Source organism: Nitrosomonas sp. Nm132 (assembly GCF_900100485.1).
Taxonomy (GTDB): Bacteria; Pseudomonadota; Gammaproteobacteria; order Burkholderiales; family Nitrosomonadaceae; genus Nitrosomonas.
In genome coordinates, this window is sequence record NZ_FNDH01000023.1 from 21,893 (window position 1) to 40,428 (window position 18,536).

Here is an 18,536-nt window from a genome sequence, read left to right on the forward strand (position 1 = left end):
GGGAAACCGAATTACTAATACAAAATAATGACGTAAAATGTGTACGATCTGCATGCACAGGCAAGAAAATTCTCATGGCTACTCTCCGGCTGGGTTACGGCTCAAATAAATATGAAGTACGAAGCGAGGTGTCCTGGTTTCTCACCAGTATCTCATGATAAATAAAGAAGTATCGTACGTTTAAGATTACTGATATAGCTATCACACCTCCATTTACTCGCTTTACCCAAACCTCAGTCAACTTCAAAAATAGGTAAAACAAAGAAATCAGTCTATGCGCACATTACTTACCTATATTATGGTTTTCCCACGGCGCAGCGCATTCGTCTTGATTGCGTTATTATTAGCAGGGGTCGCCGAAGCACTTAGCCTGACAGCACTACTTCCGCTTCTTTCCGTAGCTGTAGGCGAGACAGATGAGTCCAGTATTGGGCGATTCATGGTTCAAACCCTACATCGCATCGGAATTGAACCTAGTATTGATATCATCTTGCTGATCATCGTTGGTGGCATGCTCATAAAAGGAGCCATTCTCCTTCTTACGAACAGACAAGTAGGGTATACCGTCGCTCATGTTGCAACTACTCTGCGCTTAAACCTCATTGAAGCATTACTTGCCAGTCGCTGGCAATATTTTCTGCGTCAACCAACTGGAGCGCTAGCTAATTCTGTTGCTACAGAAGCCTATCGTGCAGCAAACGGTTTTGAGCACAGTGTCAATGTGCTTGCTTTATCCGTCGAGGTCATCGTATATGTTATTGTTGCCGCATTCATTTCCTGGCAGGCAACCATTGGATCTCTCTTTATTGGCATTGTCTTGTTTATCATACTGCATCGCCTAGTACGTGCGACTCGTCGGGCTGGTACAAAACAGACGCACTTGCTGCGCCATTTATTGGGCTATTTATCCGATGTACTCAGTTCGGTAAAATCCTTAAAAGCAATGGCACGGGACAATGTGGCTGATGCCATTTTACATGATCAATCCTGGCAACTAGAAAAAGCCACTCGCAAAGAAGTCATCAGTAGGGCCGCTTTACTTGCGCTACAAGAACCCATACTCGCAACACTGACAGCAAGCGGCTTATATCTCGCTTTAGTCGTTTGGAAACTTTCCCTACCTGAAGTAATGGTTATGGTTTTCTTGCTAACCCGGATCCTTGGTCTACTCAATAAAACACAACGTCGTTATCAACAACTCACAGTTCAGGAAAGCGCGTATTGGGCACTACGAACAGCAGCAGAAGAAGCCCAGGCTGCAGCTGAAAGAGCAACTGGTACTTTACAACCCTCCCTGCAACAGGGTATCAGCCTTCGTCATATAGCCTTTGATTATGATCGGAAGTCAATTTTCAAGGATCTCAATATTGATATTCCTGTCAAATCCTTTACAGCAGTAATCGGCTCTTCTGGGGTAGGCAAAAGCACTTTGCTTGACCTGCTATGTGGACTTGCTGAACCTAAATCTGGTGAAATTCTCATTGATGGTGTTGCATTACATAATATTGATTTACGACAATGGCGACATCTAATCGGGTACGTATCTCAGGATACCGTACTACTCCATGACACAATACTCAATAATGTGCTCGTGGGTGCACCTGCACTGAATTCCGCCGATGCGGAACGAGCATTACAACAGGCTGGTGCGTGGGATTTTGTCAGTACTTTTCCAGACGGGTTACAAACGATCGTTGGTGAGCGAGGAGGTATGCTTTCTGGCGGGCAACGTCAGCGCATCGCGATTGCTCGAGCACTGGCGCATCAGCCCCTCCTACTGTTACTAGATGAACCAACCAGCGCACTTGACCCGGAAAGTGAAAAAACAATTTGCGAAACGCTGCAAAAACTAACACGAGATTATACGATTATCGCGGTATCGCATCAACCTGCGGTTATTAATGCGGCTGATCGTGTTTTTATTCTTTCTAATGGGCAAGCAGAGCTATTAGCTGATGCGCAAACTAAGAATGTTTAATGGATATACAACTAAACTGGGGAGCCACAGCTGATTTATCTTTGTATTGCTGAACCCCCCCTAAACCATATTACCCGACCATGGTTTCCAGGTTAGATAAAACATTCGTTATTTCGTTAATACGTGCCTCGCGTACCTTAGCATTGATCAGAACGGGTAAGTCTGCAAGATTGACATCACTGCGCTTGAGTTCTGCAGCAATGGCACCTGCATCAACACTTTTAGCTGCGCTAAATGCCTTGGTTAATCGTCCAAACTGCGGATAAGACTTATCAGCATAACCCGGGCGTCCATGAAAATCACACGCACAGGCATGGAGAAACGCTTCAAAGCGATTTGGTTTGCGATATGCATCCGTTGCCTGCAGCATATCAGCAATTGTTGCTGACCGTAGCTCCTCAGCACGATGCACATCACCATGGAAACGTGCAACAAGCAGCGCTAAATCACGCTCTTCCTTAGGAATTCTGATACGTTCACACAGATCTTTTACTAATGCAACGCTGCGCATTTCATGGCCAATATGCCGCGGCCACTCGTCTGGAGGTGTTGTTCCCTTGCCAAGATCGTGAGTAAGCGTAGCAAAGCGAACAGTCAACGAATACTGACGTGTTGCTGCATAATCAATAGCCATCATGATATGTACCCCGGTATCGACCTCTGGATGAGACTGCACTGGCTGGGGAACACCGAATAGCGCATCAACCTCAGGAATGATGCGCGACAACGCACTGCATTCACGCAGGGCATAAAACATCCGTGAGGGATGATGTTCCATCAATCCACGTGCAATTTCCTGCCATACCCGCTCTGGGACGAGTGCTTCAGTTTCTCCGTTATGCACCATTTCCCTCATCAAATCCAGCGTCTCAGGGGCAATATGAAAACCCAAGCGTGCAGTGAAGCGCGCAACACGCAGCACCCTAACGGGATCTTCGACAAAAGCCGGACTGATATGACGCAACACGCCCGCTTCAAGGTCAGCGATCCCATTAAATGGATCGATAATATTTCCATTTTGGTCCTTGGCCATTGCATTAATCGTCAGATCACGCCTAGCTAAATCTTCCTGTAATGTCACCTCAGGGGAGGCATAGACTTCGAATCCCTTGTATCCACGTGAAATTTTGCGTTCAGTGCGCGCCAAAGCATATTGTTCTTGTGTTTGAGGATGAAGGAAGACCGGAAAATCCTTACCGACAGGGCGAAAACCAAGCCGCACCATTTCTTCCGGTTTAGAGCCAACAACGACATAATCATGATCTTTGACCGGCAGTCCCAGCAATTCATCACGTACTGAACCACCTACTCGATAAATTTTCATGAAAAAATAATTACTGCTTTGGGGAAACGGTCCCTAGGCGTTGCGTTAATGTAAGCTTATGCGGGTGACCAAAATTATTCGCATAATATATCGAATTGTTCAACACTACTTTGACATAATCACGCGTTTCATTGAAAGGAATAGTTTCCGCATAAATAGCCCCTTCTAGCGGCCTTATATCATCTCGCCACTGTTTTGCCCTGCCCGGCCCAGCGTTATAGGCAGCTGCAGCTAATAGCGGCTGATTATCAAATAAAGTCAATACATGCTTTAAATAATAAACCCCTAATCGGAGATTGGTATTAATATCGGTAACGAGATGATTGTGAAAATTCTGCATACCCAATTTTTCTGCAACCCATTTTGCAGTAGCGGGCATTAATTGCATTAAGCCCATGGCGCCAGCACTCGATTTAATATCAGCAATAAAGCGGCTTTCCTGGCGGATCAATCCATACACAAATGCTTCATCGAGCTCATGATATCTCAATACTTCCCGCATCTGGTCACGGTATGGCGCCAGATAGCGCAAATTGAAATTATGTTGTGATACCGTTTGGATAGCCGTATTGATCGCTCGATCATATAAACCATGGCGATAGGCCACCTCTGCTGCAGCCAACAATTGCGCATCACTAAATTTACGCATTGTCCAAACCCATTCACGATTCGCCTCCACACGCAGATTAAGCTGGTACAGGGTAAGTGCCCGCTGAATTCCTGGCACTTGCTGCATCGTTCTGATTTCATCCAAACTGGATTGATAGTTGGCAGCTGGAACACTCAGCATAACTCCCAACTCTTCTTTTGCCATCTGTCCATAATAGCTGTGCTCGTGACTCAGCGGTGCAAGAATTTCATTAGCCGCGGCTAGCTCGCCTTTTGTTTTTAACGCTCGCGCCTTCCAGTAGCGCCATACGTCAGCTTGCTGCATCGCAGCCGACATGCTATCTATACATTGCAAAACGAGATCCCATTTTCCCTCTCGAAGTGCAATTCGTGCTTTCCAGGTAAGTTTAGCTTCGGTAAGTGGATAGGCCTGTTTGCTATTTGCAGCCTCTAGAAACCAGCCAAGCGCCCGAGAATCTTGTTTAAGGGCTGCCCGATACGCCAGACTACTCATAAAGTAGGACTGATCATATTCTGAGAACTGTTTGCGTATTTTATGCCAGCGGGCATAAGCCTGATTGATCCCGCTGCGCAGTAGCTGCGATAAAGCGAACATTGCAATCTCACGATCATGCCGAGATCTAAAGTCATTCTGGTATTTCTCCAGATAACGTTGCGGATCCTTTGCAGCCTCTTTGAGCTTCTGCGCATTAAGCGTTTGGTTGGCTGGCAAATAGCGACTAACATGCAGTGCTACACTTGCGTTCCCTGCCTCAAGCGCGAGTCTAATTCGAGACCAGATATCTTCCGTCGATATTCGTCCCGTCGTAACCAGTATATTGAATACTGGAGTACAACTATCAGCCATATCACGCTCAGTAAACCAAAGTAATCGCGCTTCATTCGGCGTTTCTCTATCTCCCGCAGCCAGGCGCTGCTGCAGGGAATAACATATGAGTCCCTCATCTTTATTGCTCAACTTTGGATATTCTTCGGCAAACAACGCCCATTGCTGCTTTCTTCCAAGAATTCTTAACCAGTCCCCTCGCAACTTATCTGCAACAAGACTCTCCTGGCGGCGCGCGAGAAATTCCCTAATTGTGCCGATATCAATCGTTTCCAGATATAAACGCAATTGATAATATTCAGCATACGGTGCAAGCACATGATTTTGCAGATGCTTGGCGTAAAATGCCACGCGTGCAGCATCCCCCACCCTGAATGCCTCCCGCATCGCCAAAAAATCTTCCCCTTGACCGGCTGCAAGCGATTTCATGTAACAGATCAGGAATAAACCAATTAAAAATTTTCTCATGCCAGAATTATTAGCTTTTGAATTCAAAATACGCAAGAGTAAGAATCATTCGAAATCACAGACTCTTATCGGTTAAATCTAGGTTATCGCGACACCTCGTTGCGATAACCCATCAACTAGAAGCAACAAAGCTTTATTATTACTAGAATGATCAAGTTATTAGTCTCTCAATTCCTCAAATTACCCCTTGAGCCAACATTGCATCCGCCACTTTCACGAAACCAGCTACATTAGCGCCATCAACATAATTGATACGACCATCTTCCTGCTCGCCATATTGCAAGCATGCTTGGTGAATAGCCCTCATAATTTCCTGTAAACGCGCATCAACTTCCTCGTGTGTCCAGAAAAGCCGCATTGCTTGTTGACTCATTTCCAGGCCAGAGGTAGCCACCCCCCCCGCATTACTCGCTTTACCCGGTGCAAACAAAACTTTAGCATGCTCGAAACGCTTCACAGCACCAGCTGTACAAGGCATATTTGCGCCTTCTGCCACACAAATTACACCATTTTTAATCAAAAATGCCGCATCGTCTTCACTGATCTCATTCTGGGTTGCGCACGGTAACGCAACATCTACAGGCGCATGCCATGGTTTTTCTCCTGGAATAAACTTGGCTCCTATTCTCTCAGCATAATCACTTACACGACCATAAAGGCGATTTTTTACTTCTGACAACATAGCGAGCTTTTCAGGTGTGAACCCTGCCTCATCAATCACCGTGCCACTCGAATCTGAAACAGTCACTACTTTTGCCCCAAAGGCCATTGCTTTTTCTATTGCATATTGCGCAACATTACCCGATCCTGACACGGCAACACGTAAGCCATCCAATGATTGCCCAACATGCCTAAGCATTTCATCAACAAAATAGACCGTACCATAACCCGTAGCTTCCGGACGTATCAATGATCCCCCAAAACTGATCCCTTTACCGGTAAACACACAATCTGAACGATTAGTCAATTTTTTGACCATACCCGCCATGTAACCGACTTCCCGGCCACCCACACCAATATCGCCTGCAGGCACATCCGTATCAGCACCAATGTGACGAAATAACTCACTCACAAAAGCTTGGCAGAAACGCATGATTTCATTAGGACTTCTCCCTTTAGGATCAAAATCTGAGCCTCCTTTACCGCCTCCCATGGGTAAAGTTGTCAAAGCGTTCTTGAACGTTTGCTCAAATGCTAAAAACTTGAGAATGGAGAGATTAACTGAAGGATGGAAACGAATACCTCCCTTATATGGGCCAATCGCTGAATTATGTTGTATACGATAACCACGATTGACTTTTACTTCACCGCTATCATCGACCCAGGCAACCCGAAATATAATTATGCGTTCTGGCTCGACGATTCTATCTAGCAAGCCATGCTCGGCATAGCGTAGATTACTGGTGATAAACGGCCACAAACTCTCAATAACCTCAGTAACAGCTTGCATATATTCTGGCTGACCGGGGTTACGTTCAGAAACATAATTTCTGAACTCCTCAATACTCTTGTACTTCATCCTCTATATTCTCCTCTAAAATTAAATGAATGGCCGTTTTACCACGGTACATTCTGCCATCAATCCAAATATTTCACTGAATTTTCATTTATTTGATTACAGATCTTTTTATTCATTAAGAAAAGGATACGCTATTTGTTTACTAGTAAAACACAAACTAGCCATTCAATAATATAAATGGCATACAAGCAAGTTTTTTATTAGCCATAAAATGCTAAAAAAGAATTGATTGGTGGAAAGTTTTTGTAGAGAAAAAGTACAGGATGCAGGCTCATAAGATATCGATTCTTTGCGCAAGGAACTCTTTCAATCTGTTACTGTGCCAACCTTTCCAGGGGAAGCTGAGCAGTTTGCACACCGTAACCAAGTGCTGCACTGGTCTAGTAATAAGCATTATCCAGATTCATTCTTAATCAATTGCGGGGTACCACTATCACGTCCTACTGATACCGATCAGCCATTTTATCGGGGTCATCGTTCCATCTGTAAATATTTTAGGTGTAGCAAAACTGGCTTTCTTAGTTACACCTATCCATTGTAGTCAACTACATAACGTGAATTCAACGTAAGAAAAGCTGTAAAAGGAATCGGAATTTCTTATGATGAAACGATTTTGGGAAAGCATGAGACATCAAGTATACCGATTGCCGCTAACAAGTTTAGCCATTGATAAAGACTTTTGAGAAGTATCGCATCGGATTAAACATATCCATCCCAAGGAAACAATCACAAGGCAAGCGGATCAATGCACCACGCCATCCGGCGAAGTAAGCTAATAAGCCAACACAAATCCGATCTACTCTAAACAATCATCTGCAAGAAGTACTTGCGGCCCCACAGTGGGCTGATAAATTTCGACTATCTTGTAGCGGGACTGCGCCCCCTGCTTGAGTGATACCTGTCGTAATGGTACTTGGAAACGTTCAGCAAGAAACTTTAATAGCGCTTTATTAGCTTTATCTTCAATAGGTGGAGCGGAAAGTTTTATTTTAAGCGCATTACCATGCAATCCGACCGATGCGGTATGCTTTGCCCCGGGCTGAATGTAAAGTGTCAAAATGAGACTGTGATTACCATCACTTCGATACCAACTCATCAGAACATGACTGAAATTTCCTGTTGCACGCCCGCCACTACCATTAATAGCAATTGCACCACAATAATGGCGAACAAAGGTGACAGATCGACATTGGCGATGGGAGGGATACGACGTTGGAAAACCCCTAGAATCGGCCGGGTAAAACTATCTAGTATCGGTGCTAATGGACTATAAGGATTAATCCAAGAGAGTACTGCTTGTACAATAATCATGATCATAATAATGTACAAAGTCATTCTAATAAGCTCAATTAATGCCAGTAACCCAAACCCAATGAATGTGCTTCCAGCGGATGAATCAAACTCATAGCCCTGCAAAATGTTCACTCCAGCCAGGATAACAAACTGAGTAAACCAGGCTAGCGCTAATGTGGAAAGATCAAAACCCTTCCAACTAGGAATTACCCGACGCACAGGCAGCACGATAAAATTGGTGATGGCAACCAGAAACTTTGATAGTGGATTATAGTAAGAAGCGCGTAACAATTGCATATAGAAACGTAGCAGTAACGCAAGGGAAAGCAGGCCAAGCACGGTATCTATAAGAAATACTAATATTTGACTGGACATTTTTTACTCTCTGAAGATTTTGATGCTTGAAGATAAAGGCTATTTGCTACCTAATTCATCACCCATTTGTTGAGCACGCTTGAAAGCCACATGAATTGCACGCACAATTGCATTTTTAATGTCATCCTGATCCATCTTTTGCAGCGCCTGCTCGGTCGTCCCTCCTTTCGAAGTTACCCGGGACCGTAAGATAACGACATCTTCCTCACTCTGATTTGCTAGTTGCACTGCGCCCAAGAAAGTTTGCAAAGTCAGTTGCCTCGCCTGCTCCATGCTCAAACCCAATTCCACACCAGCCTGCTGCATTGCCTCAATAAAATAAAAAACATAGGCAGGACCACTACCTGAGATAGCAGTCACGGCATCTAATAGCGCTTCCTGCTCTACCCACAACACTGACCCTACCGCACTAAGAATATTGGTAACCTTTTCCTTCTGTTGAATTGCGACCGCAGGTAGCGCATATAGACCCGTGACTCCGGCACGAATCAAGGAAGGGGTGTTGGGCATGGCACGTACAATACAACTATAACCACCCAGCCAGCGAGACAAATCGAGCGTGCGGATGCCAGCCGCAATAGAAATAACCAATTGACCAGTGAGTAAAGGAGCGAGTTGTTCTGCTACAGTAAAAAGCTGCTGCGGCTTAACTGCCAGGAGGATAATATCGCAACCGGCAACCCCCTTCTCAAGCTCGGTAGCAGTTGCCACTCCGAATCGATGTTTGATTTTGTCACGGATTTCAGGGCTTATTTCTACAACACGTATTTGTGTTACAGGATAGTCTTGCTGCAACAGTCCACCAATTAAGGCGCTAGCCATATTGCCTCCGCCAACAAACGTAATGCTCATATTATTCCCATACTCCGTGTTTTTCTAAGCGAGTAACCACTTCGCGCTAGATAACTTTAATAAATCAGCCCCAATGAGACTCTCTGACTACACATTGTTTTGCTCACCCTAAGCAACCCGACTTATCGTTTGAATATGTTTATGATTATTGTGAGCACAATGCTCACAATAATCATAGAGGTAATGGGTATAAAAACCCTTCCCCGCTCTGATTCTATCCTGATATCACCAGGTAATTTGCCAAACCAACTTAATAGCCAAGGAGCCAAATGCATTATTGCACCCAGAATAAGCAAGATTGCACCAGCAATCATGATCCACCGTGCCATAAAATCCATACTCTACAATAATGTTTGCATCAAAAAGGTTGAAGTGCCTCGCCATCAACCTTTACAGTTAACCACCAAACTCACTTCTGACATTTTGGGCAATAAAAACTTGAACGCTGCCCTTGCTTAATTTGTTCAATCAAGCTGCCACATATTCGACATGGCTGGTTTATCCGGCCATACACCCAATATTGTTGCTGGAAATATCCCGGATTACCATCGCACTTAACAAAATCCCGTAAACTGCTGCCACCTGCTCCAATCGCTGCCTTAAGGACTGTCTTGATGGAGCAGGCCAGTCTCTCATACCGATTCAGACCAATTTTACCGGCCAATGTTCTAGGATGTATCCCAGCACGAAATAATGCCTCATTAGCATAGATATTACCTATACCCACTACAATCTGATTACTCATAAGCACTTGCTTAACGCTGACGATCCGATGCCGCGTCTTCTCATACAAGCTCTTCCCATCAAAGGATGAACACAGCGGCTCATCTCCGAGCTGCGCCAGTAATGGATGTCGCATAACATCTCCTGTACTCCACAGAATTGCCCCAAAACGACGGGGATCTCTGAAACGCAGTATTACACCATTGGCAAGTTCCAGGTCAAAATGATCGTGTTTCTGTGCTGGTACTGGAACAGACACTAGACGCAAGCTGCCAGACATGCCTAAATGCACAATCAATGTTCCTTTGCTGCAAATGAACAGGAGATATTTTGCACGCCGCGCTATCGAGACTATTTCCTGCCCTGCCAGCGTCTCATCAAGATTGCTTGGAATCGGCCAGCGCAAACGTGAATTTCTAACAGTAACGTGCACAACACGCTGATTTAATAAATATGGTTCAAGGCCTTGTCGCGTAACTTCGACTTCGGGTAACTCGGGCATTATTCAACAAAGACCGTTTGATCATTAGAACTTAAGAGATCGGTAGGCAACGCCGACAGCGTAGCAGCGTAGCGTGGTGAAACCAGAAATACCTGTTGCCTAGTTGCCATATATTGCTCGTTGGTGATGGGTGCAAAGTTACCAAAATCAAATGACTCTTGATCGACTTGCAGTCTAATAACAGGTGAGGCCAGACCGTAGCGATCTAGATTCTCTAATGGCAAAAGATGCTGGCTTGTCGCAGATAGAATTTCCAGAATGCGCTCAACATTTACTTCGTTCACTTTACCCTGTACAGGTTTTTTCATGTACCAGCGATTATTAGACCGACTTAATTCAATCGAGGTGTCTTGCCTATCGATACGGATATGCTGCACTGATTCCGCCGAAAGCGACGAAATTTTATACGCCGCTTCTTCCTGTAATGAAGGTTTGATATAGAGAAACGCTGCAAGCACAACAGCTGTGGCAAACATAATCAGATTAAGCCAGGAATGGGAATGCATACCTTTACCTTCTCCTTCGACGCCACCAAATGATTAGTCCGCTCATTAGGAACAGCAAGGGAAGCGCAATGAGGAAGCCAATTACGATCGCAGTTAATGCAGATTCGCTCAATATTAGTTGACTATCAATGGTTGCACGAGGCTGAATGGTGATCAAATCCTCATCACCCGCAAGCCAGTTAATCAGATTAATTCCAAAATCGATATTGCCGCCATTCCCAAGATAGGTATTGGCAAGAAAATGTCCATTCCCGACAACAACGATACGCTGCTCACGATCATCAATAGTACGATCGAGTGCTACTGCTACGCTAACCGGACCCGCCATATCGTTAGCTTCATCAAAAGTGGCCTCATCATTCAACTTACTGACCTCCACCCAGCCCTGCGGTGCTACTTCAACCAACGAAACACCATGCCACTCCTCATTTTCATTAAAAATAATTTGTCGTACAAATGGAAATACGGTAATAAAATCAAAATTCTCGGTAATAGCATGCTGTCCATAAATCGTTCCCAATGCAAATGTGACAGGCGATCTCAACCGCTTAGCCTGCGGATCAACCACTACACCGGGCGTGAAAGTCAAGCCCAATTTTTCGGCTAGCGGCAACAAGCCATACAAAGATTCCTGATCTACCAACCACAGCAAATTGCCGCCGTGCTCAATATAATCGAGTAGCTTATCTACCTCACCAGCCAACAAATCAGTTTGCGGAGAGGCGATGATGAGCACACTTGTATTGGATGGGATCTCCTGTGTACTGGCAAGATTCAGAGCTTCACCTTTAAAGCCGGCTTCTGTTAATTTTCTGCCAAACTCTCCCATATCACGATTGGCAATACCATCAAGCTTACGTTCGCCATGACCAGAAAGCATCATCAATTGTTTTTGATCAGATCGTACCAATCGCATCAATGCGTTGGTAAACGTTTGCTCATTAATAGTCGTGAGATGCTCGGCTCGGTCATTAAAGGTCATCACCATCTCACCGTTCATTCTAACGTCGGCTTCTTGTGCAAGGTTAGGCTGCTCAACTGGATCAATAAAGTTGAGCACAAGATCAGGCTTAATTCGCTGGTAGACAGCCACAAACTCACTGATGATTTTTCTGATATCGCCTAGCTGGGCATCCTGCGTAGTGGCATAAACTGTAACACTTACCGGACCATCTAATTTTTGTAATACATCGCGACTTGCTTCACTCAAGCTATTATGACCATTTTGACTAATATCCCATTGAGTACGAAACTCTATCGCCAGATAACCCAGCATACCCACCAATATCAAGAGTAGTACCACAAATAGTCCATTCTGCAGCAGCAGATGCAGTCGCAATTTTTTATTAACCGTAATCATCTAGATCATTCACTCAAAATCATTGGCAAATCAAATTCACCCATGAAGCCGTTCTCCATCCAGTCGACGAACCGTCAATATCAGAAAAGTAACGATAAAAAGGGTGAAAAAAGCAAAGCTAAATGAATCAATCAAACCACGATTGAAGTTTTCGTAATGCCTGAGCAATGAAAAATTCTGTATAACGCCGCTCACATCACTTACAACGATATCTGCTATCCATAAAGCTAGTAATATGCCTAACGTCCCTAGCGCAGCAATCGCTGGATGAGAAGTCAAACTAGAAATATAGAGTCCAATAGAAACAAAACAGGCAGCCAGCAATAATAAGCCGATAGCATTACTCACGAGTAAGCCCAAATCCATTGCTCCCCCGACGAGTAGAGAAAGCGACAACACTACGGCAAGTAACGTTGCTAATAAAAAGAAAACCATTAACCCTAGAAACTTACCCAGCACGATGGCCGTCATTGAAATTGGCGCAGAGATTAACAAAGCCATGGTATGGTTACGCCACTCTTCTGCCATGAGGCGCATAGTCAATAAAGGTGTTGTCATCAGCAATACTATTGATGCCACCGCAAATACCGGCACGATGATCACTTCTGTCGCGCCAGGTGGATTGGCAATCTGCATGAGCTGCGCTTGCAGTTCTAAAAAAGCATCGAGACGCCCCAAAAAAACCCAGGTTAATATTAATTGGATCAGCGCGAGAAAGGTCCAGGCTAGGGGCGAGACAAACAATAACTTCAATTCTTTCCTGGCAATAGTCAAAATCATCTTATTAATTTCCAGTATTTGCATTCTTCAGGGTCAATTGTTCAAAAATTCGCTCCAGGCTGAGGCCTTTCTGTTTAAGCTCAGTTAGCGCAGCACTAAACACCATAACGCCTTGATTCATGATTTGCACACGATCGCATACACTTTCGACTTCCGGGAGAATATGGGTAGAAAGAATGACACTACAGGATTTACCAAGCTCTCGAATTAGAGTACGAATTTCTCGTATCTGATTAGGATCCAATCCCACAGAAGGCTCATCAAGAATGATAATCTCAGGTTGATGAATGATCGCTTGCGCAACGCCTACACGTTGTTGATAACCCTTGGACAGCGCACTGATCAGACGCTGCCCAATATCACTCAGCCCGCAGCGTTGTTTGACTTCGGTCAACACAAAATCGATTCTAGACAAATCGACATTGTGCAATCTGGCAGCAAATCGGAGATATTCGTCCACTGTTAGTTCTTTATACAACGGTGGGTTCTCAGGCAAATAGCCAATATAGCGCTTGGCCTTACGAGGATTTTTAAGTAAATCGATACCACAAATTTGCACACTGCCACTCGTTGGTGCCAAGTTACCCGTTAGCATTTGCATGGTCGTACTTTTTCCCGCACCATTGGGACCCAGCAAACCCAATACCTCACCTCGCTTTAATTCCAGATCGACTCTGCGCACGGCAATATGGTTACCAAATCTGCGGCTCAAGTTATGAGCAGAAATAGTCACATTGGGAATGGAATCATTCACGAGCGTACTCATTTTCAAAATTAATCAACTGTTAAATTAGGCGTTCTCACTTCACCGACTAGCAGAAGTGGGTTTACCAATATTTATTTCTTTCTTGATTGCCCCGAATCAAGCAAAACACTTTATGGATATTTCGACGCAATTGAATACTAGACGAGTTGTTCTCATCTAAGTTGCTCTCATCTATTTTCTCGAATACCGAATTCTAAGTTTCGTACATCCCGCCAAATCATTGCCTGAGATAATACCAGTCTATTCTATCAGTCCATTTCAATTGATTGCCACAGTGTTGCATAATAGCAACAAGCTGGTTTGACAAAAATAAAAACATGAACGCATAATCCGTCCAAGTAGTGTATTAATGATCAATATATCGATAAGTGTCACGAGATCGCATCAGTAACAAATGATTTTGTGAAGTTGACTGATTTTGAGTGAACCCAAATTACGGAAAAGGACAATAGCATGAAAAAGATAGTATCGACCAGAAAGTATCTAATAGGAGTACTTGCTGTTTTGTCAGCACTGTTATTTTCGACAATAGTGACGGCAGAATCACCCTATAGGCAAGGCGAAAGTGATGCCGAGAAAGTAAAAGCTTACAATGTGAATGATCGTGGAGCCGTATCAAGAAGTTCCGCCGATTTAGGCAATCTCTGTTGGCGCACAAGGGAATGGAACGAAGAAACAGCAACCTGTGAATGCGATCCACAGCTCCCAAAATGTCAGATAGAAAAAAAAGTTGAGGCCCCAGCTCCTGCTCCTGCACCTCTAACTGAACCGGAAAAAATCTCTTTTTCTGCAGATGCATTGTTTGATTTTGACAAAGCCGTGCTTAAACCCGAAGGCAAACAGTCTTTAAGTGATTTCGCAGATAAGCTAGCAAATATCAACTATGATCTTATCATTGCCGTTGGTTATGCCGATCGTATTGGTTCGGAAGACTATAACAAGCAACTCTCCATGAGACGTGCTGAAGCAGTTAAGAACTATCTGGTAACCGCCAAAGGGATTAGTCCAGATCGTATTTTTACGGACGGCAAAGGAGAAGCTAATCCAATAACGGGCGATAGTTGCCCGGGTACCCAAAAAACTAAAGCATTGATTAACTGCTTGGCGCCTGACCGTCGTGTAGAAATTGAAGTAGCAGGTACACGATAAGAGAATTAAGATTAGTTTCTAAGTCTGGCTTAAGGAAAAGAGGCCCTGCCATTGCGCAGGGCTTTTTTGTTAGCTTACTTTAAAAATGATCCCTCCTGTCATCGTTGATACAGTCATCGAAGCGCGCTGGATCATTCCAGTCGAACCAGAGAAAACTGTATTGATCGATCATGCCATTGTGATTGATGATGGCATCATCAAAGCTATCGTTCCAAGCTTGCAAGCATGCTCACAGTTTACCCCGCTTAACCATATCACCCTGGATCATCATGCGATCATCCCAGGATTGATCAATTTGCACACTCATGCAGCAATGGTATTAATGCGTGGCTTAGCCGATGATCTGCCTTTAATGGAATGGCTTAATCATCACATCTGGCCTGCAGAAACCCGATTTGTTGATGCAAATTTTGTACTGGATGGCGCAACGCTGGCCTGCGCAGAAATGCTTAAAGGAGGGATTACTTGTTTCAATGATATGTATTTCTTTCCGGAAATCACTGCAAAAGCCGCCATTGAAATGGGTATGCGCGCAGCTATCGGATTAATCACCATTGATTTGCCTTCTTCCTATGCCAGCGACGCCGATGATTATCTGGCAAAAGGACTGGTACTGCGTGATCAATATCCGCAGCATCCACTGCTGTCATTCTGTTTTGCACCCCACGCACCCTATACTGTGAGTGACAAAACCTTAGCCAATATCATGACTTACGCCGAGCAGCTCAATTTGCCTGTACATATTCATCTGCATGAAACTATCGATGAAATCAGGAACAGTCTGGATACCTTTGGGCTCCGCCCAATCGCACGTTTACACCAACTTGGTTTACTTAGCCCAAACCTGATTGCGGTGCACATGGTACATTTGACCAACAAAGAAATAAGCTTGCTGAAACAACAAAATTGTAATATTGCACATTGCCCTTCATCCAATCTAAAGCTTGCGAGTGGATTTGCTCCGGTTACTGATTTATTAGCACATGGAATCAATGTCGGTATTGGCACGGATAGCGCCGCGAGTAACAATCGTCTTGATATGTTCGAAGAAATGCGCCTTACCGCCTTACTTGCCAAAGCCAATAGTAACAAAGCAGAAGTACTCCCTGCTCGCCAAGCGCTACGCATGGCCACTCTAAATGGGGCCATTGCATTGGGACTCGATAAAATCACGGGATCTCTATCGACTGGCAAAGCCGCAGACATCACCGCCGTTGATTTCTCCGGACTTACACTTTCCTCTTGTTTTGATCCCGTTTCACATCTTGTTTATGTCGCTGGACGAGAACATGTCAGCCACGTCTGGGTCAACGGCAAGCTATTGCTGGATGAGGGAGAACTTGTTAATCTGAACGAAATGGAATTGATCAATCGAGCAATACACTGGCAGAAGCGCCTCAATAGCTAAAAATAAAGGATAGAAATCGCATGGAAAATGATGGTATTAATGCAGATCCGATGGAACTGGAGAAATTCAGTCAACTCGCCCATCGTTGGTGGGATCCTAATAGCGAATTTAAACCACTGCATGAAATTAATCCACTACGACTGGATTACATTGATCAACTGAGCGGTGGGTTGGAAGGAAAAACTGTCGTAGATGTTGGCTGTGGCGGCGGCATACTTTCTGAAGCAATGGCTGCGCGCGGAGCAAACACGACAGGAATTGATTTGAGCGATAAAGCACTGAAAGTCGCCAAACTCCATTTACTCGAAAGCGGTCACCAAGTTGATTATCGAAAAATTACCGTTGAGATGCTCGCCAAAGAGCAGCCGCATCATTTTGATACCGTCACCTGTATGGAAATGCTTGAACATGTGCCTGATCCTGCCAGCGTAATACGAGCATGTGCTCAACTAGCCAAACCCGGTGGCTGGGTCTTTTTCTCGACCATTAATCGAAATCCTAAGGCCTATCTCTATGCGATCCTTGGCGCTGAATATATCCTTAAACTATTACCACGCGGCACCCATGAATACGCGAAATTCCTCAAACCATCTGAACTCGCGCGCATGGCGCGTGCAGCAGGACTAAATGACGCCAGGATTATTGGCATGACCTACAATCCCCTTACCAAAGTTTATGCACTCGAATCCGATACCAGCGTCAACTACATCATGGCATTCCGAGCTTAGAGCCTGCTAAACCATAGATGATTGAAGCGATTCTTTTCGATTTTGATGGCACCATTGCCGATACCGCGCCTGATCTGGGTCATGCACTCAATCGGCAGCGCCTCGCACGAGGATTACCTCCCTTGCCCATTGGACTTATTCGCACTCAAGCATCGGCGGGTTCTCGTGGATTACTGAATCTTGGTTTCAATCTCAAGCCAGATGATTCAGAATATGAGGCGATGCGCGATGAATTTCTTCGCTTTTACGCAGAGCGCCTATGTCACGATACTTGCCTGTTTCCAGGCATGGCCAATGTGCTTGATCGACTGGATGCCAATCATTTACCTTGGGGAATCGTGACCAACAAACCTGCTCGCTTCACTCAACCACTCGTGCGAACACTCGGACTACATCAACGCGCAGCCTGTATCATCAGTGGTGATGATACGGTGAATACCAAGCCGCATCCGGAACCACTTCTCACCGCATGCCGTCAAATCAATGCCTTACCCCAGAACTGTATTTATCTCGGCGACGACATACGGGATGTCAAAGCTAGTCTGGCTGCCGGCATAATACCCATCGTGGCCCGTTATGGCTATCTGGGTAACGATGCGCCACCTGAATCCTGGGGAGCAGATCATCTCATTGATCAGCCCGAAGATCTGCTCAATTATATCTAGGATACCCCCTTAGAATCATTTCTGAGATTCTGTTAGAATCACCCACTTGAACTTTTTCGTCTCAACACAATCTTATTAAACAGTATAAATTATGCCGGGGGCGATCCGGCTTCGACGTGGGTTGCAAAGCAGCGCAGGGCATACCGAGGATCAGTTACCTCGTAAATACATCTGAAAAAAAATAGTCGCAAACGACGAAAACTACGCTTTAGCCGCTTAATTCGGCTGAACTCCACACCGGTGGGCCTCAACGCCGGGTCTGGCAACAGACAGTGGAGTCACTAACGAGGATCGTATTTTGTAGGGTTACTTTGCAAAATACTAAAAAATAGGTAACTCGCCTTTCACCAGCCTGCCGGTTGGCGGGTGAAAGGTTAAATCAAATAACTTGGCTAAGTATGTAGAACTGTCTGTAGAGGACTTGCGGACGCGGGTTCGATTCCCGCCGCCTCCACCAACAACCAAACCTCAACCATTCTCGGTTGAGGTTTTTTTATTGTCCGTTTACCCAGTATTGGCGGGACTTCTAGCCCATCTTTAACCTCATCCTGCTAAATTCTCTCCCTTTTTCCGTTTCGTATATTTCTAACTAACTGATATACAAAGCTTTGTATTTTGTGGCACGCTCAAATACGTAATATAGTGCCATAATATTATGGAGATATCTTGTTTTATCCTCCGCTT

General features: G+C 44.7%; 17 protein-coding genes and 1 other RNA gene. 6 read left to right on the forward strand and 12 right to left on the reverse strand.

Annotated elements, in window-relative coordinates; genetic code table 11:
• The first annotated feature begins 274 nt into the window (after positions 1–274).
• Positions 275–1,978, forward strand: coding sequence for an ABC transporter ATP-binding protein (locus BLP80_RS09400; protein ID WP_090542607.1), 1,704 nt, complete (start codon positions 275–277; stop codon positions 1,976–1,978).
• A 70-nt stretch (positions 1,979–2,048) separates the two neighbouring features.
• On the opposite strand, the gene BLP80_RS09405 is transcribed toward BLP80_RS09400, so the two are convergent.
• The 12 genes from BLP80_RS09405 to BLP80_RS09460 form a co-directional block, all read right to left on the reverse strand.
• The gene (locus tag BLP80_RS09405) at positions 2,049–3,302 is read right to left on the reverse strand and encodes a multifunctional CCA addition/repair protein (RefSeq protein ID WP_090542609.1); all 1,254 of its coding nucleotides are present in this window, start codon (positions 3,300–3,302) and stop codon (positions 2,049–2,051) included.
• A 10-nt stretch (positions 3,303–3,312) separates the two neighbouring features.
• A complete protein-coding gene (locus tag BLP80_RS09410; RefSeq protein WP_256325031.1) occupies positions 3,313–5,187 on the reverse strand; it encodes a lytic transglycosylase domain-containing protein in 1,875 nt (624 codons plus the stop codon).
• Between the two features lie 214 nt (positions 5,188–5,401).
• A complete protein-coding gene (gene gdhA / locus BLP80_RS09415; RefSeq protein ID WP_090542613.1) occupies positions 5,402–6,745 on the reverse strand; it encodes an NADP-specific glutamate dehydrogenase in 1,344 nt (447 codons plus the stop codon).
• A gap of 796 nt (positions 6,746–7,541) precedes the next feature.
• Complete coding sequence (locus BLP80_RS09420; RefSeq protein WP_090542616.1) at positions 7,542–7,841, reverse strand: DUF167 domain-containing protein; 300 nt, start codon at positions 7,839–7,841, stop codon at positions 7,542–7,544.
• A complete protein-coding gene (locus BLP80_RS09425) occupies positions 7,841–8,413 on the reverse strand; it encodes a YggT family protein (RefSeq protein ID WP_090542618.1) in 573 nt (190 codons plus the stop codon). Before BLP80_RS09425 ends, BLP80_RS09420 begins: the two co-directional genes overlap by 1 nt.
• A gap of 39 nt (positions 8,414–8,452) precedes the next feature.
• The gene (proC, locus tag BLP80_RS09430; protein WP_090542620.1) at positions 8,453–9,265 is read right to left on the reverse strand and encodes a pyrroline-5-carboxylate reductase; all 813 of its coding nucleotides are present in this window, start codon (positions 9,263–9,265) and stop codon (positions 8,453–8,455) included.
• Between the two features lie 122 nt (positions 9,266–9,387).
• Positions 9,388–9,603, reverse strand: coding sequence for a DUF2905 domain-containing protein (locus BLP80_RS09435; protein ID WP_218120420.1), 216 nt, complete (start codon positions 9,601–9,603; stop codon positions 9,388–9,390).
• Between the two features lie 71 nt (positions 9,604–9,674).
• Positions 9,675–10,490: a bifunctional DNA-formamidopyrimidine glycosylase/DNA-(apurinic or apyrimidinic site) lyase gene (gene mutM / locus BLP80_RS09440; RefSeq protein WP_090542623.1), complete on the reverse strand. Its 816-nt coding sequence runs from the start codon at positions 10,488–10,490 to the stop codon at positions 9,675–9,677.
• A complete protein-coding gene (locus BLP80_RS09445) occupies positions 10,490–10,996 on the reverse strand; it encodes a DUF4340 domain-containing protein (protein WP_090542625.1) in 507 nt (168 codons plus the stop codon). The genes mutM and BLP80_RS09445 overlap by 1 nt, the downstream gene beginning before the upstream one ends.
• Positions 10,997–11,000: 4 nt before the next feature.
• Positions 11,001–12,356, reverse strand: coding sequence for a GldG family protein (locus BLP80_RS09450; RefSeq protein ID WP_090542627.1), 1,356 nt, complete (start codon positions 12,354–12,356; stop codon positions 11,001–11,003).
• Between the two features lie 36 nt (positions 12,357–12,392).
• A complete protein-coding gene (locus BLP80_RS09455; protein ID WP_090542646.1) occupies positions 12,393–13,136 on the reverse strand; it encodes an ABC transporter permease in 744 nt (247 codons plus the stop codon).
• 4 nt (positions 13,137–13,140) lie between these two features.
• The gene (locus tag BLP80_RS09460; protein ID WP_256203576.1) at positions 13,141–13,890 is read right to left on the reverse strand and encodes an ABC transporter ATP-binding protein; all 750 of its coding nucleotides are present in this window, start codon (positions 13,888–13,890) and stop codon (positions 13,141–13,143) included.
• 465 nt (positions 13,891–14,355) lie between these two features.
• Between BLP80_RS09460 and BLP80_RS09465 the strand changes: the two genes are divergently transcribed.
• The 5 genes from BLP80_RS09465 to ssrA all read left to right on the forward strand — a co-directional run bounded on the left by BLP80_RS09465 (position 14,356) and on the right by ssrA (position 18,309).
• Entirely contained in the window at positions 14,356–15,051 is a 696-nt protein-coding gene (locus tag BLP80_RS09465; protein WP_090542631.1) for an OmpA family protein, read from the forward strand.
• An 85-nt stretch (positions 15,052–15,136) separates the two neighbouring features.
• Positions 15,137–16,459 carry a TRZ/ATZ family hydrolase gene (locus tag BLP80_RS09470; RefSeq protein ID WP_090542633.1) on the forward strand — a complete coding sequence of 441 codons (1,323 nt, stop codon included), beginning with the start codon at positions 15,137–15,139 and terminating at the stop codon, positions 16,457–16,459.
• A 20-nt stretch (positions 16,460–16,479) separates the two neighbouring features.
• Positions 16,480–17,187 carry a bifunctional 2-polyprenyl-6-hydroxyphenol methylase/3-demethylubiquinol 3-O-methyltransferase UbiG gene (gene ubiG, locus BLP80_RS09475; RefSeq protein WP_090542635.1) on the forward strand — a complete coding sequence of 236 codons (708 nt, stop codon included), beginning with the start codon at positions 16,480–16,482 and terminating at the stop codon, positions 17,185–17,187.
• 17 nt (positions 17,188–17,204) lie between these two features.
• The gene (locus BLP80_RS09480; protein WP_090542637.1) at positions 17,205–17,852 is read left to right on the forward strand and encodes an HAD family hydrolase; all 648 of its coding nucleotides are present in this window, start codon (positions 17,205–17,207) and stop codon (positions 17,850–17,852) included.
• Positions 17,853–17,948: 96 nt separating this feature from the next.
• Positions 17,949–18,309: a transfer-messenger RNA gene (gene ssrA, locus BLP80_RS09485) on the forward strand.
• Positions 18,310–18,536 lie beyond the last annotated feature (227 nt).

Bases quoted from the DNA above. Each gene is read 5' to 3' on its own strand.
- BLP80_RS09400 (WP_090542607.1), top strand. From the start codon at position 275: ATGCGCACATTACTTACCTATATTATGGTTTTCCCACGGCGCAGCGCA.
- BLP80_RS09405 (WP_090542609.1), bottom strand. From the start codon at position 3,302: ATGAAAATTTATCGAGTAGGTGGTTCAGTACGTGATGAATTGCTGGGA.
- BLP80_RS09410 (WP_256325031.1), bottom strand. From the start codon at position 5,187: ATGAAATCGCTTGCAGCCGGTCAAGGGGAAGATTTTTTGGCGATGCGG.
- gdhA (WP_090542613.1), bottom strand. From the start codon at position 6,745: ATGAAGTACAAGAGTATTGAGGAGTTCAGAAATTATGTTTCTGAACGT.
- BLP80_RS09420 (WP_090542616.1), bottom strand. From the start codon at position 7,841: ATGAGTTGGTATCGAAGTGATGGTAATCACAGTCTCATTTTGACACTT.
- BLP80_RS09425 (WP_090542618.1), bottom strand. From the start codon at position 8,413: ATGTCCAGTCAAATATTAGTATTTCTTATAGATACCGTGCTTGGCCTG.
- proC (WP_090542620.1), bottom strand. From the start codon at position 9,265: ATGAGCATTACGTTTGTTGGCGGAGGCAATATGGCTAGCGCCTTAATT.
- BLP80_RS09435 (WP_218120420.1), bottom strand. From the start codon at position 9,603: ATGGATTTTATGGCACGGTGGATCATGATTGCTGGTGCAATCTTGCTT.
- mutM (WP_090542623.1), bottom strand. From the start codon at position 10,490: ATGCCCGAGTTACCCGAAGTCGAAGTTACGCGACAAGGCCTTGAACCA.
- BLP80_RS09445 (WP_090542625.1), bottom strand. From the start codon at position 10,996: ATGCATTCCCATTCCTGGCTTAATCTGATTATGTTTGCCACAGCTGTT.
- BLP80_RS09450 (WP_090542627.1), bottom strand. From the start codon at position 12,356: ATGATTACGGTTAATAAAAAATTGCGACTGCATCTGCTGCTGCAGAAT.
- BLP80_RS09455 (WP_090542646.1), bottom strand. From the start codon at position 13,136: ATGATTTTGACTATTGCCAGGAAAGAATTGAAGTTATTGTTTGTCTCG.
- BLP80_RS09465 (WP_090542631.1), top strand. From the start codon at position 14,356: ATGAAAAAGATAGTATCGACCAGAAAGTATCTAATAGGAGTACTTGCT.
- BLP80_RS09470 (WP_090542633.1), top strand. From the start codon at position 15,137: ATGATCCCTCCTGTCATCGTTGATACAGTCATCGAAGCGCGCTGGATC.
- ubiG (WP_090542635.1), top strand. From the start codon at position 16,480: ATGGAAAATGATGGTATTAATGCAGATCCGATGGAACTGGAGAAATTC.
- BLP80_RS09480 (WP_090542637.1), top strand. From the start codon at position 17,205: ATGATTGAAGCGATTCTTTTCGATTTTGATGGCACCATTGCCGATACC.